The organism is Saccharopolyspora sp. NPDC045941 (assembly GCF_056431445.1).
Window position 1 is genome coordinate 20,449 of sequence record NZ_JBWKKU010000070.1, and the last position, 15,530, is coordinate 35,978.

At 70.5% G+C, this 15,530-nt stretch carries 14 protein-coding genes; 3 read left to right on the forward strand and 11 right to left on the reverse strand.

Annotation, left to right across the window (positions count from 1 at the left end; genetic code table 11):
* Positions 1-265 precede the first annotated feature (265 nt).
* Entirely contained in the window at positions 266-1,597 is a 1,332-nt protein-coding gene (locus tag AC07FN_RS37770) for an amidohydrolase family protein (protein WP_478399956.1), read from the forward strand.
* A 255-nt stretch (positions 1,598-1,852) separates the two neighbouring features.
* On the opposite strand, the gene AC07FN_RS37775 is transcribed toward AC07FN_RS37770, so the two are convergent.
* A complete protein-coding gene (locus tag AC07FN_RS37775; RefSeq protein ID WP_478399957.1) occupies positions 1,853-2,536 on the reverse strand; it encodes an SDR family oxidoreductase in 684 nt (227 codons plus the stop codon).
* Between the two features lie 101 nt (positions 2,537-2,637).
* Between AC07FN_RS37775 and AC07FN_RS37780 the strand changes: the two genes are divergently transcribed.
* On the forward strand, positions 2,638-3,987 hold the full coding sequence (locus AC07FN_RS37780; RefSeq protein WP_478399958.1) for an MFS transporter: 1,350 nt from the start codon (positions 2,638-2,640) through the stop codon (positions 3,985-3,987).
* Positions 3,988-4,021: 34 nt separating this feature from the next.
* Here the strand turns inward: AC07FN_RS37780 and AC07FN_RS37785 are convergent, their stop codons facing one another.
* The 7 genes from AC07FN_RS37785 to AC07FN_RS37815 form a co-directional block, all read right to left on the reverse strand.
* Positions 4,022-4,651, reverse strand: coding sequence for a TetR/AcrR family transcriptional regulator (locus AC07FN_RS37785; RefSeq protein ID WP_478399959.1), 630 nt, complete (start codon positions 4,649-4,651; stop codon positions 4,022-4,024).
* 51 nt (positions 4,652-4,702) lie between these two features.
* A complete protein-coding gene (locus AC07FN_RS37790; RefSeq protein WP_478399960.1) occupies positions 4,703-5,242 on the reverse strand; it encodes a cupin domain-containing protein in 540 nt (179 codons plus the stop codon).
* A gap of 137 nt (positions 5,243-5,379) precedes the next feature.
* Positions 5,380-6,009, reverse strand: a complete 630-nt coding sequence (locus AC07FN_RS37795; protein ID WP_478399961.1) for an N-acetyltransferase family protein — start codon at positions 6,007-6,009, stop codon at positions 5,380-5,382.
* Between the two features lie 323 nt (positions 6,010-6,332).
* A complete protein-coding gene (locus tag AC07FN_RS37800; protein ID WP_478399962.1) occupies positions 6,333-6,971 on the reverse strand; it encodes a hypothetical protein in 639 nt (212 codons plus the stop codon).
* Positions 6,972-7,075: 104 nt separating this feature from the next.
* Complete coding sequence (locus tag AC07FN_RS37805) at positions 7,076-9,169, reverse strand: PhoX family protein (protein WP_478399963.1); 2,094 nt, start codon at positions 9,167-9,169, stop codon at positions 7,076-7,078.
* 137 nt (positions 9,170-9,306) lie between these two features.
* Entirely contained in the window at positions 9,307-10,137 is an 831-nt protein-coding gene (locus AC07FN_RS37810) for a M55 family metallopeptidase (RefSeq protein WP_478399964.1), read from the reverse strand.
* 52 nt (positions 10,138-10,189) lie between these two features.
* Complete coding sequence (locus AC07FN_RS37815) at positions 10,190-11,140, reverse strand: MerR family transcriptional regulator (protein ID WP_478399965.1); 951 nt, start codon at positions 11,138-11,140, stop codon at positions 10,190-10,192.
* 297 nt (positions 11,141-11,437) lie between these two features.
* On the opposite strand from AC07FN_RS37815, the gene erm reads away from it, so the two are divergent.
* The gene (gene erm, locus AC07FN_RS37820; RefSeq protein WP_478399966.1) at positions 11,438-12,175 is read left to right on the forward strand and encodes a 23S ribosomal RNA methyltransferase Erm; all 738 of its coding nucleotides are present in this window, start codon (positions 11,438-11,440) and stop codon (positions 12,173-12,175) included.
* A 109-nt stretch (positions 12,176-12,284) separates the two neighbouring features.
* On the opposite strand, the gene AC07FN_RS37825 is transcribed toward erm, so the two are convergent.
* The 3 genes from AC07FN_RS37825 to AC07FN_RS37835 are packed head-to-tail and all read right to left on the reverse strand — an operon-like array spanning position 12,285 to position 15,209.
* The gene (locus AC07FN_RS37825) at positions 12,285-13,112 is read right to left on the reverse strand and encodes an NmrA/HSCARG family protein (RefSeq protein WP_478399967.1); all 828 of its coding nucleotides are present in this window, start codon (positions 13,110-13,112) and stop codon (positions 12,285-12,287) included.
* 56 nt (positions 13,113-13,168) lie between these two features.
* A complete protein-coding gene (locus tag AC07FN_RS37830) occupies positions 13,169-14,644 on the reverse strand; it encodes a nitrilase-related carbon-nitrogen hydrolase (protein ID WP_478399968.1) in 1,476 nt (491 codons plus the stop codon).
* Entirely contained in the window at positions 14,628-15,209 is a 582-nt protein-coding gene (locus tag AC07FN_RS37835) for a TetR/AcrR family transcriptional regulator (RefSeq protein WP_478399969.1), read from the reverse strand. The genes AC07FN_RS37830 and AC07FN_RS37835 overlap by 17 nt, the downstream gene beginning before the upstream one ends.
* Between the last annotated feature and the right edge of the window lie 321 nt (positions 15,210-15,530).

Here is a 15,530-nt window from a genome sequence, read left to right on the forward strand (position 1 = left end):
TGCCGCATAGCCGAACCCGCCTGCTGCGCCTACCCGTTCGGGGTCGGTCGAACGGTCAGCTGGGACTGGCCGATCGAACGAGGTCGACGGGCCGATCAGCCGAGGTCCAGGGACCGGAATCCGGCGATTCTGGAGTCATGACGAGGCGCACGCAAGACATCTTTTTCATGGCGGTGCTGGGCGGTATCGCGGGGCTGGCGGGGGTGATCATGTTGCTTGTCATGAGCACGGCGGGCGGCGGATAAGCGTCGGGCAGAATGCGGGCATGTCGATCGCACTGCGCCTGCACGCACCGATGGTTCTGCCCTGCGATCCCGGCTGCTCGGTGATCCGGGACGCCGTGGTGGACGTCGACGGCGAGGGTCGCATCGTGTATTGCGGGCCGCGGGTCGGGGCGCCGGAACGCCCGAACGGTGCGGCCGTCCGGGAATGCAGCGGAATCCTGCTGCCGGGCCTGATCAACGCGCACGCGCACAGCCCGATGACACTGCTGCGGGGGATGGGTGGAGACCTGCCGCTGCTGCGTTGGCTGCACGAGGTGATCTGGCCCGCCGAGGCTCGGCTGCGTCCGGCGGACGTCCGCGCCGGGATGGAGCTCGGGTGCGTCGAGATGCTGCGGGCCGGCGTCACGACGAGCGCCGAGATGTACTTCATGGGCGAGTCGGTGGTGGAGGCCACCCTGGCGGTCGGTTCGCGCGTGGTGTTCGCATCGGCGGTGATCTCCACGCCGGCACTGGAGAAGCTCGGCGGCTGGCAGGGCATGGTCGACGGGATCAACCGGTGGATCGACGCCGACGGCCTTCGGTTCGGCCCCGGTGACCGGGTGGAGCTGGCGTACGGGCCGCATTCGGCTTACACGCTGCCGCCGGAGGCGCTGCAGACCATCGGCGAGTCCGCCCAACACCGTGCCGCCCTGGTCCACACGCACGTGGCGGAGAGCGCCGCCGAAGACGCCGAGCAGCGCAAGCAGTTCGGTTCGGTGCCCGCGTTGTTGGAGAAGCTCGGCGTGCTCGACGGCCGGGTACTCGCCGCGCACGGCGTGCACTTGTCGGACGACGACATCGAGTTGTTTGCGCGCCGCGGGGTGGGCGTGGCGCACTGCCCGGGATCCAACGCGAAGCTCGCGTCGGGGACCGCACGGCTGGTCGACATGCTGGCCGCCGGCATTCCGGTGGGACTGGGCACCGACGGGCCATCCAGCAACGACGATCTGGATCTGTGGGAGGAGGTGCAGTTGGCAGGAATGTTCGCACGGACGGTCACGGGCGATGCGACGGCGCTGAGCTCGCGGACGGCGCTGCTCGCGGCGACGCGAGGCGGGGCTGAGGCGCTGCACCGCGACGACATCGGCGCGCTGGAGCCCGGGCGCTGGGCCGACATCGTGCACCTCGACATCGACAACCCGGCGTTCGCCACGGGCCTGGACGCGCCGGACGATCAGGTGTTGGCCAACGTGGTGTGGGCCGCCGGTTCCCAGTGCGTCCGGGACGTCTGGGTCGCGGGTGAAGAAGTGCTGCACGAGCGCGAGCCCACGCGCGTGGACCGGCGCACCGTGCAGGCCACGGCACGCAAGTCCGCGCAGCACATCCGGGGCTGAACCGGACCACCCTGTTCGGACCGGATGCTTCGACCGGTTCCGGGGCAGGACGCGCTTCGCGAGGCGGCGTCAGCCGCTTGCGGCATGCGGTGCTGCTCGGACGGCGGCGAGGTCGTCCGGCTGGAACGGCTCCGACGTAGCGACCAAGGCTCTCGCCACGCCGGAGCGGCCACAGCGGGACTGCGGCTCCCGCAGAGGACCTAGGTACCCGCGGCGCAGTGTCGGCTCATGCGGGTCGGCCCTCGCGGAACGGCCTCAGGACGGCCGGATGACGATCTCGGTGAGGTGTGCGTCGCCGGTGGCCCGCACCGCGGACACGATCGGCGCGGCGACCGACTCGGGGCGCAGGTAGTGGTCCGGTTCGAACGCCCCGCCCTCCTGGTCCCGGACGGTGCGCTGCATGTCGGTGGCGGTGCGCCCCGGGAACACCGAGGTGACCCGCACGCCGTGCCCGGCTTCCTCGGCGCGGAGCACGTCTGCGAAGGCGCGCAGCGCGAACTTGCTCGCGGCGTACGAACCCCAGTTCGGCTTCGCGGACAGGCCGGCACCGGAGTTGACCAGCACCACGTGGCCCTTCACGGCGCGCAGCGCGGGCAGCAGCAAGCGCGTCAGCTCGGTGACGGCGAAGAGGTTCAGCTCGAAGGTGCGCCGCCAGGAGTCGCTGGAGGCTTCGGCGACCGAGGCCAGCTCGACCAGGCCGGCGCTGTGCACCACCACGTCGAGCCGTTCGATGTCGGCGACCGCAGTGGCCACGGCTTCGTGGTCGGTGAGTTCCACGGGCCACGATTTGGCACCGGGGAGCTCGTCGACGAGCTCCTGCAGCGCGTTGGCGTCGCGCCCGCCCAACAGCAGGTCGTGCGTGTCGGAAAGCGAGCGGGCGACGGCGGCACCGATGCCTCGCGAGGCGCCGGTGACCAGGGCAATTGGGCGTTCGGGCATGTACTAACGGTATCGCCGTACGGTTTCGGCCCGGCGACCGGCCGTCCCAATCAGCGGACTACCCCTTGACCCATTGGGGGTATGAGGCTTAGGTCACCCGAGTGAGCAGTGTCGACGCCGCCCCTGCCGGTGCCCAGAACCGCGTCCTGCGCAAGGTCGCGGTGCGGTTGATGCCGTTCCTGATCTTGCTCTACTTCGTGAACTACCTGGACCGGGTCAACATCGGCTTCGCCGGCCCGAACGGCATGAACGATGAGCTGGGGCTGACCGCGACCGCGTTCGGTTTCGCGTCGGGCATCTTCTTCATCGGCTACCTGGTGCTGGAGGTGCCGAGCAACCTCGCCCTGCACCGCTTCGGGGCGCGGAAGTGGCTCGCCCGCATCATGATCACCTGGGGCGTGGTCGCGACGGTGATGGCGTTCGTGCCGAGCGCTACCGCGCTGGTCGTGCTGCGATTCCTGCTCGGCGTGGCCGAGGCCGGGTTCTTCCCGGGCATCATCCTGTACCTGACCTACTGGTTCCCGGCGGTGCAGCGGGCGAAGGCGGTCGCGCTGTTCATGACCGCGGTCCCGGTGTCCAGCGCCATCGGCGCCACGGTGTCGAGCGCGCTGATCAGCACCGGGCACGGGGTCTTCGGCCTGTCCGGCTGGCGGTTCATGTTCCTCGTCGAGGGCATCCCGGCGATGCTGCTGGCGGTGGTGACCTGGTTCTACCTGACCGACCGGCCGTCCCAGGCGAAGTGGCTGTCGCCGCAAGAGCGCGCCTGGCTGACCGAGCAACTGGAGGCTGAGCGGGCGCAGACCGAGACGGCGCACGGCTGGCCGCTGCGGAAGGCGCTGACCCACCCGCGGATCCTGGCGTTGGCGTTCGTGTACTTCGGCATCGCGTACGGGCTGTACGCGTTGGGCTTCTTCCTGCCCACCATCATCAAGGGCTTCGAGCAGCAGTACGGCACTGACCTGTCGACGATGGAAACGGGGTTGATCACGGCGGTTCCGTACGTGGTCGGCACGGTGGCCATGGTGCTCTGGGCCGCGCACGGCGACCGGACGCGGGAGCGCGTGTGGCACGTCGCGCTGCCGATGCTGCTCGGCGGCATCTCCATCCCGATCGCGCTGTACCTGGGCAATCCGTTCAGCGCGATGGTCGCCGTGACGATCTGCGCCGTCGGTGTCTGCGCGGCGCTGCCCACCTTCTGGGCGTTGCCGAGCAACTTCCTGGCGGGCGCGGCGGCGGCGGGCGGAATCGCGCTGATCAACTCGCTGGGCAACATCAGCGGGTTCGCGGCGCCCTACATCACGGGAGCGCTCAAGGACGCGACCGGCTCGCAGAAGACCGGCCTGTGGGTGGTGGGCATCGTGATGGTCGCGGCGGCGATCACGGTGGTCGCCCTCCGCGCGGCGCCACGCGGGGAGCAGCGGGAATCGACCGGCAACCGATCCGAAAGCTGACGCGCGGCATCCAAAGTGGACGCAACAGCGCGCTTCAGGAGCGAGCAGCGGCGTACAGCCGCAAGAACGCCCGCACACCGCTCACGATGAGCTCGTCGGCCTCGACCTGCGGAATCGGCATCGAGCCGTAGAACGTCCGCTGGAGCACGGCGGTGATGGTGAGCAGGTTGAGATGCAGGGCGGCCCGCTCAGCGTCGTCGAACTGGAGCAGGCCGTTGTCGGCGATCTTCCGGAGGTACGGCGCGAGCCGCTCGTGCGCCGACTGCGGGCCCGCGGCCAGCCACTTCTCCAGCACCGCCGGGGGGATCCGGGTCACCTCCGCTTCCAGCGTCCGGACGAGCGCGAAGTGGTCCGGGAACTCCGCCACCGCCGCGACCCGGTCCCGGCAGAAGGCGACGAGGTCTTCCTCGATGTCGACGATCTTGCGCAGGTGCAGCTCCATCAGCCGCGCGATGGCGTCGGTGACTTCGTGCGCCCCGTCCAGCGCCACCGACAGGAAGAGCTGCTCCTTGTCTGCGAAGTGGTTGTAGATGGTGCGCTTGGACACCTGCGCTTCTGCGGCGATCGCGTCCACGCTGGCCCTCGTGTAGCCCTCGCGGCCGAACACCTTGCGCGCCGCCTGCTCGATGGCGCGGCGCTTCTCCGGCCGGCCGGTCGGTGACACCGGAGCCTCCTTCCAACGAACTGCACTACTCCGTGCAGTCTACGTCGGGCCTCACCGGGAGTTGCCGCTCTTGGGGCCGGACCGCAGGTCGGTGAAGTAGCTGTCGTGCTCCACGAAGAACCGCTCTCGCTCGGCGTCGCCCAGCGCCGCGATGTGGCCGACGCCTTCGAAGTACTCCTCGCGCGGGGCGCCCGGCGCGAACAGCATCAGGAACGACGCCGGCTCGTCGGACTCGTTGTAGAAGGAGTGCAGTCCGCCCGGGGGCACGTAGAGGAAGTCGCCCTTGGTCGCTTCGCGCCACTTCGCCCCGTCGTAGACCTGCAGCGATCCGTCGGTGACGAAGAACGATTCGGACATCGCCTTGTGGAAGTGGGTGCCGGTTCCGGCGCCGGGAGCCAGGTCGACCACGTGGTAGAGCCCGAATTCGCCGTCGGTGGCGATGTCGTGGGTTCGGCCGGTCGGTTTCCCGGTGGCCAGGTAGTAGGTCCTGGTGCCGGAGGAGTTGACCAGCTCCGGATCGGCGTCCGCCGGGCGGAAGGAAGCGCTGATCTCGCCGGTGTCGCCCCGGTACCGGTCTGGTGGGTAGGACATGGTGATCCTCCTCTGGGTCTCGCCACGAAATTACACTCATCAGTGCATCAACTCAACTGCACCGTGTAGTTTACCGCCAACAACCAGACCGGAGCACGGTGATCGCTGGTACGAGCCGCGCACTTTCCCAACATGGCTCAGAAATAGCGATAGCTCAGGCCGGTGCCGACCCAGGCGACGCGGGAGTCGATCAGCCGGGTGAGCGTGTAGCGCGCGGGCACGAAGCCGCGGCCGCGCCAGAAGGCGTCGCTGACCGGGTTCGCCGACGACCACTCGGCGCCGCAGCTGCGGAAGCCGCGGCGGGCCGCCCAGCCGAGGACGCCGGACACCAGCGCCGTGCCCACTCCCCCGGATCGCGCGTCGGCGGTCACCACGGCGAGGCCGACCGTGGCCGTGGCCGGGAAGCGGTTGTCGCGGCCCGCCTGGATCACCCCGATCAGCCGGCTGCGCTCCACCGCGACGAGGACCACCCGGTCGGCGTCAACGAGCGACGCCCGGAGGTCGTCCCGGATCGCCCGGAGGTCCAGGAGCGCGGGGCGCAGGATCGGCGGTGCGGCGTGGAATCGCTGCAGTTCAACCGCGAGATCCAGCAGTTCCGCGAGATCCTCCGCATCGGCCTCGCGCACCTCGACCGCCCCGGCGGCACCGATCGGCTCCACCTGCCGAAGGCCCTTGACCTGGTCGATGCCGAAACCCAGCTCGAACAGGCAGGTGATGATGGGTTGGTGCGCGGCCGCGACCACCACCGAATGCTCGAAGGCGCCCACCGCGGTGAGCTGCCCGGACAGCGCCCCGTACAGGCGGCGATAGATCTCGCGCCTCCCGGCACCGAGGCGTGTTGCTGGAGGCGGATCCTGGCCAGCTGGCCTCCCGGAGATGCCGGTGCCGATGCCGCCATGAAACCGGCGAGTTCGCCGCGGGCCACGGCCGCCACGGCCGGCCCGTCGCCCCGCCACTGCGCCACGAGGCGTTCGGCCACATCCGCGTCGGCGAGGTCCGTCCCCGTCGATGTGTGGTCACCGGCGATCAGTCGCGCGGCCTGCCCGGCGAAACGGCCGTCGAACGGCACGATCTCCAGATCCATCCGGCCTCACCCCGTCGACAGCCGAAAGTCGTTGCCGTACCTGCGAAGCAGCGCATGGATGTCCGAAGCGAGCTCGTGCAGTCGCGGTTCCCGAGCGGCGGCCGCATCGACGAGCGCGGCGATGCGCTGCGCCCACCCACCGGCCGGGTCCGGCTCACCGATGCGATGAAAACCCCGCGACAGCAAGCCTTCCGCCGTCGCGGGTCGCCCGCGCAGCAGTGCTTTGCACGCACCGAGAGCGTTCATCGCCGCGCTTTCCGGCAGCGACCAGTCGGTGCCGCTCGCCTGAGGAACGTCGGCGGCGAAGGCGTGCGAGGCGGCCCAGATCTGCAGGTCGAGCCGCCAGAACAACGGCACGCCGCGAAACCGCGCGAAGACCAACCGGTGCAACGCGGATCGCTGGAACTCCGGAGCCGACCGCACGGACGCGACCTCGGCGACCGCACCGAGCGCCGCGCCCAGCCGATCGGCCGCACTCGGCACCGCGCCGTCCGGCACCACCCAGGCGAGGTCGATATCGCTGTACTCGTCGTCGGTTCCGGCCCCCAGCGACCCGGTCAACGACACCCGCGAGCCCGGCATCGCATCGGCGAGCGCGCGGCTGATCGCCGCGGCGAACGCTCGCTGGTCCGAAAACACCGCCACAGCACGAGGCTAGCCGTGCTGGCGATCCCGCGACCGGGCGAAATCCCGCACAACGCAACGAGGGCCTCCGGACCTGCCGGAGACCCCCGCGCTCGCAAGGTGGATCAGCGTCGGCCGATCTCACCGCCGTCCTTGCGCCAGACCGCCACGACCGACGGACGCGGCTGCGAGTCGCCGCCGTCCGGCCAGTGCGAGGCCGGCTTGTCCGCGCTCGCCCCGTCGAGCTCGCCCGGGTGCTGCACGCACACGGTCACCACGGTGTCGCGGACCACCGGGCCGCAGGTCTCCGCGCCGTGCGGCACCGTCAGGAACTGCTTGACCCGACCGCGCTCCGGGCCGTCGACCGGCACCGCGAACAGGCCGTCGTTGCTCTTCAGCGCGTTGCCGTCGGTGGAGATCCACAGGTTGCCGTGCCGGTCGAACGCCACGTTGTCCGGGCACGAGATCGGGCTGACCTGCGACTTGTCGAACCCGCCGAAGTAGGTGCCCGCGTCGTTCGGGTCGCCGCACACCAGCAGCAGGTCCCAGCGGAACTTGGTGCCCGTCGCGTCGTCGTCGACCTCCAGCACGTGGCCGTGCTTGTTGCCGACCCGCGGGTTGGCCTCGTCCGGCGCCGCGTTGCCGGTCGAGCCGCGGTTGGAGTTGTTGGTCAGCGCGCAGTAGATGCGGCCGTTGACCGGGTTCGGCTGGATGTCCTCCGGCCGGTCCATCTTCGTCGCGCCGACCTTGTCGGCGGCGAGGCGGGTGAAGATGTAGACCTCTTCGGCGGTGAAGCCGGGCACGAACGACTTCTTGCCGCTGGCCAGCGGAATCCACTCGCCGGTGCCGTCGAAGGCGCCGTCCGACGGCAGCTTGCCGGTGCCGTCGATCTCGCTCGCCGGGCTGTTGCCGGCGAACCGCGCGACGTACAGGGTGCCGTCGTCGAGCAGCGTCATGTTGTGCCGGCGGGCGTGGGCGCTGGTGCCCCGCTTCACCTTGCCGTTCGACACGAACTTGTAGATGTAGTCGAAGCGCTCGTCGTCGCCGGAGTAGGCGACCACCCGGCCGTCGTCGGCGATCTTGACCGCCGCGCCCTCGTGCTTGAACCGGCCGAGCGCGGTGTGCTTGACCGGCGTGGAGTCCGGGTCGTGCGGGTCGATCTCGACGATCCAGCCGAAGCGGTTGGCCTCGTTGGGCTCCTGCGCGAGGTCCCAGCGCTTGTCGAACTTCTCCCACTTGCGGGTGCTCGTGGTGCCCTTGATGCCGTAGCGGGCGTAGCGCGCCTTGGTCGCCGGGTCGGTGACCGAGTCGGCGTTGGCGAAGTACTGGTTGAAGTTCTCCTCGCCGGAGAGGATCGTGCCCCACGGCGTCAGGCTGCCCGCGCAGTTGTTCTGCGTGCCGAAGACCTTGGTGCCGGTCGGGTCGACCGACGTCTTGAGGTGGTCGCTGCCCGCGGCCGGGCCGCGCAGCTCGAACGGCGTGTTCAGGGTGATGCGCCGGTTGTACCGGCTCGGCTTCGGCTTGAGCCCGCCGCGCTGCTCCCGCTCCACGTACACCACCGAAAGGCCGTGCGCGGCCCAGGCGATGCGCACCTGCTCCTCGGTCGGGTTGTTCTCGTCGTAGCCGACGAACATGTGCGTTTCGGTGGTGTACTCGTGGTTGACCACCAGCAGGTTCTGCTTGCCGCTGCCGTCCAGCGGGACCAGTTCGGCGAAGTCGTTGTTGTAGCCGAACTGCTTTTCCTGCGCGGCCGCGGTCTGCTTGCCGAAGTCGAACTCGGGCGCGCCCGCCACCACCGGGTCGCCCCAGCGGATCACGATGCCCTGGTCGTAGCCCTCGGCGGTGACCACGAGGTCTTCGGTGTTCGGGGCGACCGGGGTGAAGTCGGTGCCCGGGACGTTCCCGCTGCCGGGGCGGGCCGGCGGCGCCGGGGCGGCGGTCGCGGTTCCGGTGAGCGCCGCTGCGCCGCCGACGGCCAGCGCGATCACGCCGCTCGCCTTCAGCGCGGACCGGCGGCTGAGCACGCTCTCGACGATGTCGCCGAAGTAGGCGTTGGCCGAGGTGTTCGGGGCCTCGTGCGCGCATGCGTTGCCGCAGCGGTACTTGCAGGTGACCGAGGCGCGGTTCGCGGAGTGGTGGGAAAGCAGGGGGAGCGGGATTACCCGCCCGCTGTCCGGTCGGGAAGGCAAGCGGACCTCCAGGTGCTCGTCGGGGAACATCTGGAAGTTAGGTCGACCAGGCGATGGTTCCTGGACGCGAAGGTGAACGAGGCCTGAACAAGCGACGCAGAGTTATCAAAACGGCGCCGGGGCAACCGAAAAGGCCCAACGCAGCGTATCCGGACGGACACGGATCATCAGCAGTAGGGCCGCTGGTCGGTGAGCGAAGCGGCCACGTTCAGCCACACCCGGAACTGCCGGTAGACCTCCGGAACGGGGCCGCTGATCGCGACGGTGCGGTCGTCGCGGCCGGTGACACCGGGGAGGTTCAGCAGCGTGTCGGCCACCGACGCCGACTGCCAGCGCACAGCGAGCGTCGTGGTTCCCGGCGCGGGCCGCGGAGCCGGGAGCTCGCCGGTCAGGGCTGCGGCGGTCGCGGTTTCGATGGCATCGCGGGCCTCGGCGAGTGGCAGCAGTTCGGCGGCGAAGCGGCCGCGCGCGTACTTCACAGCTGCGGTCCGCACGCCGGAATCCCATTCGGTCATCTCCGCGCACGCGGTGTCGTCGCCGGAGAGCAGCACCACCGGGACACCGAGCGCGGCGGCGGTGGCGTGGGTGAGGCCGATCTCGCCGGTGGGGCGGTCGTCGAGCCACATGTCCTCGATCTCGTGGCCCATGAAGCTGTGGCTGAGCACGCCCGACGTGCCTGCGCGCGAGTGGTAGCCGATGCAGAGCGCGGCGTCGAAGGTGCCGTCGAGCCCTTCGAGCATGCCCATGTTCTTGGGCTTGCCGCGGATCAGCCGGGCCGACGGGTGCAGCATGTCGGAGCGCAGGTTGCGCATCGGTCCGTGCGCGTCGTTGACGGTGATCTCGGTCGCCCCCGCGGCGATCGCGCCGCGGATCGCCGCGTTGACGTCCTCGGCCATCATCTGCCGACCGTGCTCGTAGTCGCGCCCGGCGGGCTGGACGTCTTGGGCGTCGACGAGGCCGGTGACGCCTTCCATGTCGACGCTCAGGTAGATCCGCATCCGCCACCTCCGAAGATCACCGGTCACCGCATGGTTTCACGCGACCGGGTGCTCAGCGAAGAGGATTGGCCCGCAGCCAGGTCAGGACCTGCTCGGCGTGCTCGTTGGTCGGGAAGATCGGGTAGTGGACGTGTTCGATCACGCCGTCGCGGATGATCAGCGTCAGCCGCTTGTAGAGCGTCATCCCGCCGGCCTCGAACGTGGGCAGGTCGAGCGCGTCGGCCAGGCTCAGCGTGGGGTCGGACAGCATCTGGAACGGCAGGTGGAGCCGCTCGACGACCTCGCGCTGGTAGTCGGTGGACTGGCTGGAAAGGCCGAACACGCGGGCCGCGCCGGCGTTGTGCAGGTCCTCGTGGTGGTCCCGGAAGCCGCACGCCTCGGGGGTGCAGCCACGCGCCCCGGGGATCGAGTCCCAGCCTTCCGGGAGGTCGGTGCCGGGGCGGCCGGTGAGCGGGTAGATGTAGAGCACCGCGCGGCCCGGGCCGAGCGCGTCGACGCGGACCGTCTCGCCTGCTGTGCTCGGGAGTTCCAGGCGCGGCATCCGCATCCCGGGCAGGTGGTCCGCCGCGCCGTCGTCCTCGGGCACGGGCAGGTCTGCGGGCAGGTTCAGGTAGTCGTTCATCGGGTCCTCTCCGCTGGTCGCGCAGCTGTTGCGATGGGCGGCTTCTTGCAGGTGCGCGATCAGCACCGCGCGACGGGAGGTGAGCGCTTCGATCCGCTCGGTGAGCTCGTCGATCGCCTCCCGGTACCCGGCGAGCGAGGCCGGGCAGTCGTCCGCGTGCTGCCGCCCGGCCGCGAGGCAGTCGAGGAACGGCCGGGTGCGCTCGACGGGGATGCCCAGGTTGCTGAGGGCTTTGACCTCCCGAACCAGGCGGACGTCGGCCTCGTCGTAATCCCGGTAGCCGTTGGGCAGCCGTCCGGGTGCGATCAACCCCAGCGATTCGTAGTAGCGCACCGCTTTGGTCGTCACGCCTGCCCGCCGGGCCAGTTCGCTGATCCGCATTCCTGTCACCTCGACGAACGCTAAACCCCGCCCCTGGGGGCAAGGTCAACCCGAGCGGGAAAATCGGTGTCGCCGGCGGTGCGTGCATTGCTACGTTCCCCGCATGGCTTGTCCTGCTGCTTGTGCCTACTTCATCCGGCTGCGTTCCGCTTAGGCGGCGCCGGATCTGTTTTCGCGTCGCCTTCCGCGTCCGGGCTCTCGTTTCCCGACGCGCGGTTCGTCGTGCGGTGATTCCACGCTGACCTGCGCTCGCGAGGGCCCGGTTCCGACCGGTCCGCGAACGCAGGAGCAGCCAACATGCCTTCCCGCCGGAATTCGGCGCGCGATCGTGCGCGCCGCGAACTCGGCCAGAACTTCTTGATCGACCGCGGCATCGCCCGCCGCATGGCCGATCTGCTCGATCCGTCGCCGGTTCCCGTGGTGGAGCTCGGCGCGGGACGCGGGGCCATCACCCGCGAATTGGCCCGCACCGGACGACCGATCACGGCCGTGGAGCTCGACCCGCACTGGGCCGACGAGCTCCGCGGCAAATGGCCTCAGGTGCACGTGATCACGGGCGACATGCTCGAATTCCGCTTCCCCGACGCGCCGCACGCGGTGGTCGGCAACCTCCCGTTCGGCATCACGACCGCGGTGACGCGACGGCTGCTGGGCACTCGGTGCTGGTCGGAGGCGGTCCTGCTGGTGCAGTGGGACGTCGCCCGGAAGCGAGCCGCGGGCGGCAACCAGCTGACCGCGCAGTGGTCGCCCTGGTACGAATTCCGGCTCTGCGGCAAGGTTTCCGCTCGTTCGTTCCGGCCGGTGCCCGCGGTCGACGGCGGCGTGCTGAGGATCCTGCGCCGCGCGGGTCCGCTGGTGCCCTTCGGCGAACTCCGCCGCTACCAGCGGTTCGTCGAGGCGGTGTTCACCGGCCGCGGGCGGGGCCTGGGCGAGATCGTCCGCAACGTCACGGGAGGCCGGGTCCGCGACCTGCCCGCGCTGCCCCGGGATCTCACGGCCGAAGGCTGGGCCCGCCTCTACACCGAAACCACCTGACCGCAGGTGGGCCACAAGCGCTCGCGGGACGACGGTTTCGCGCGAAACCGTCATCCCCAGGCGTGGAGAACGCCGTTTTCGCGCGAAAACGGCGCACGATCACCGCCGGTCAGGCCTGCCGCCGCAGGAACTCTTCGAGGGTTTGCAGCCCCGGGTGCTGTTGGCGCAGGGCCGGGATGTCGGCCCGGTAGCCGCTCTCCTCGAACCACTCGAACATCCGGTCCCGCCCCTCGATCGGCCTCGGTTCGTAGCGGGTCGGGGTGCCGGTGACGCGCTGGATCGTCGCCGCGACCTCCTGCATGGTCGGCTCGTCGCCGGCGATTTCGAGCTGCCGGCCGATGTAGCGCTGCGGGTCGTCCAGCGCGGTGGCCGCGAAGTAGCCGATGTCGTCGGGGGCGATCATCTGCACCGAAGTCGCCGGGGCCAGCGGCAGCGACAGGACCTGCTCGCCTGCATCGCCGGTGGTGCTGACCAGGTTGGTCATGAAGAACACCGGGCGCAGCACGGTGGCGGGCACACCGATGCGCCGGATGTGCTCCTCGATGGCGAACTTGCTCTCGAAGTGCGCGATGCCGGAGTCGCGTTCGGCGCCGCCGACCGAGCTGTAGACCAGGTGCGAGACGCCCGTCTCCAGCGCGACGTCGGCCACGGTCGTGCCCTGGCGGACTTCGGCGGCCAAGCCTGCCTCGTCCCACGCCAGGGCCTGCACGCTGTACACCGCGTCCGCCCCGGCCATCGCCGCGCGCAGGGAATCGGCGTCGTCCAGGTTGCCCCGGACCAGCACCGCACCCGCATCCCGCAGCTCGCGGGCTGCGGGCTTCTCCGGGTCGCGCACCAGCGCGCGCACCGTCCAGCCGCGCGCCAGCAGGTGGCGGGCGGTCGCGCCGCCCTGGTTTCCGGTGGCACCGGTGACGAGAGCCGTCCGGCCGTCGGTCATGGGAACACCTTCCGTCGTAGCCACGCGATCACCTCCATCCTCGAACTTCGACCTTACTAAAGGTCCACCCGATGTGGCGCTCCGCACACCGCCGAGGAGTCGCGCTGCACCCGGCTTGCTCGAACGGCGCACATGGCCAGCCCCATCAGGGCCAGGGCGATGACGAGCCGGGGAAACCAGTCGCCGAGGCGGGTGTGGGGCGTGGCGCCCGGACCGAGCGGCACGTCGGCGACGACCGAGGTGAACGGGGCGGGGACGTCGGTGGGCGCGTCCGCGAGGACCCGGCCCCACCCGTCGGAGATCATCAGCGTCGTCTGCCGACCGCCCCAGGCGACCGCTTGGCCGTTCTCTACGCCGCGCAGCAGCGCCGTGCGGCTGTGCTGCCAGCCGTTGGCGTTTTCGTCGGACGCCGGGATCGCGAGGAGATGAGCGCCCGCTGCGGCGTAGTCGCTGCTGGGATTCCGGAAGTTGACGTCCATGCAGATCTCGACGCCGAGGCGGGCTCCTCCGACCGGCGGGAAGACGAGTTCGCGCCCGGTGGGGCTGACGGTGTCGTGCTGCTTGAGGTAGGGCACCGGGCCTCCGCCGCGGGCCGGGAAGGTGAGCGCGTAGTTGTACTTCGCGCCCCCGTCCCAGTGGGCGAAGCCCACGACGATGTCGAACCCGCGCTCCCGCGCGAGCCGGCCCATCGGCTCGACGAGGACGGCGGGCCGGGCCTCGGTGGAGCCGAAGGCAGCCTCCGGCAGCACGACCGTCTGCACGCCGCGCGGCAGCTCGGCGAGCCGGGCGAGGTAGTCGCGCAGCAGGTCGCGGCCGTCCGGCGTGCCGAGATCGGCGGCCCAGCCCTTCTGGTTGCTCGCCACCAATGCCACGCGCTGCGCGGGCCCCGGCTCGCTCGCCAGCCGCAGCGCCCCGCCGCCCAGCGCCGCGACGAGCAGCACGACCGCGACGGTTCCGGTGCGCACCCGCGCCCCGGTGCTCACCGCCGGGGCCAGCACCGCCGCGAGCGCCGCGGGCACGAGCAGGACCAGGTAGTCGATGCCCCACGCCCCGGTCACCGAAGCGACCTGCAGCACCACGGGAACGTCGGCCTGCGTCGTGGCCAGCGTGCCCATGATTCCCATCGGGTTGGACACCGACACCAGGTAGAGCACGCCGACCCAGACGGCCGGGCCCGTGAGCGCGGCGAGCAACGCCCAGCCCCGGCGGAGCAGCCCGCGGAACACCAGGACGGCCAGCGCGAACGTCAGCCCGAACGCGGCGGTGACCAGCAGGCCGCCGGGCAGCAGCGGCAGGTCGTGGGAGTTCGCGGACCAGCCCCAGAGGTTCGTCGTACCCAGGAAGCAGGCGGCGAACGCGACGGTCGCCGCGACCACGCCCGACACGCGCGGCGCGATCAGCAGCACCGGCAACGGGGCGAGCCAGGTCAGCGCGGCGACCGGCGCGAGCCCGGTGCCGAAGAAGAACAGCACCGCCGAACCGGCCGTGGCGGGCAGCGCCCACCGGTTGCGCGCTTCACGCCATGAGCCCATCCCGAACCCTCCTCGTCGTGCGCTTGCACAGCGCCCGGAAGTCCTCCTCCGACGAGCTGAAACGGCCGCCTAGGTACAGCTGCACCAGGCCGAGCACCGGCATCGTGATCGCCAGCGCGACTTCGAGCGGGTCGTCGGTCCGCAGCACGCCGTCCCGCATGGCCTGCTCGACGGCGGCGTGCACGGGCGCGAACGCGGGAGAGCCGCCCTCGCGGAAGTCCCCCGGGAAGCGCAGGGTCCCGGCACGCTGCTCGGTGATCAGGTACGCGTAAAGGTTCGACTTGCCCAGCGCGAAGTCCAGGAAGTCGTCGGTCAGCCCGTCGAGCCGGGACTCGAAGTCGAGGTCCGCGCCGCGCTTCCCCCAGTCCTTGCCCAGCTCCGCGAAGGCCGCGTCGGCGACCGTGCGCAGCAGCGCTTCGCGGTTCGGGTAGTGCCGGTAGGTCGCCATCGGCGTGACGCCGACCGCCGCCGCGACGCGGCGCATCGTCACCGCCTGCGCGCCCTCCGCCAGGAGGATCTCCAACGCCGCGTCCGCGATCCGGGCCGCGGTACCCCGCTCGGTCATGTCTACACCGTATACACGCCAGGTCTACGGCGTACACGTCTGTCCGGGTGAACCGCCCCGGCGCGCTGCGTGATCGAGGCGCAGAACTAGAGCTGTTCGGGATCCAGTGGAGCGCGGTAGGGCGGGCTTTGAAGCGGCGAAGCCGCTTAGCTCACCTACGCAACCGGCACCGCCGCGGGTTCTCAGGCGTCTTCTCGCGAGGACAGCCCCGACGTGGTGAATTGGCATTCATGATGTCGGGGATCCCACAGCGAGAAGGCGACAGCAACTCCCGCAGGGGGGCCGCCACCAGCACCGCCACGCAAAACGAGCCTGGAAACA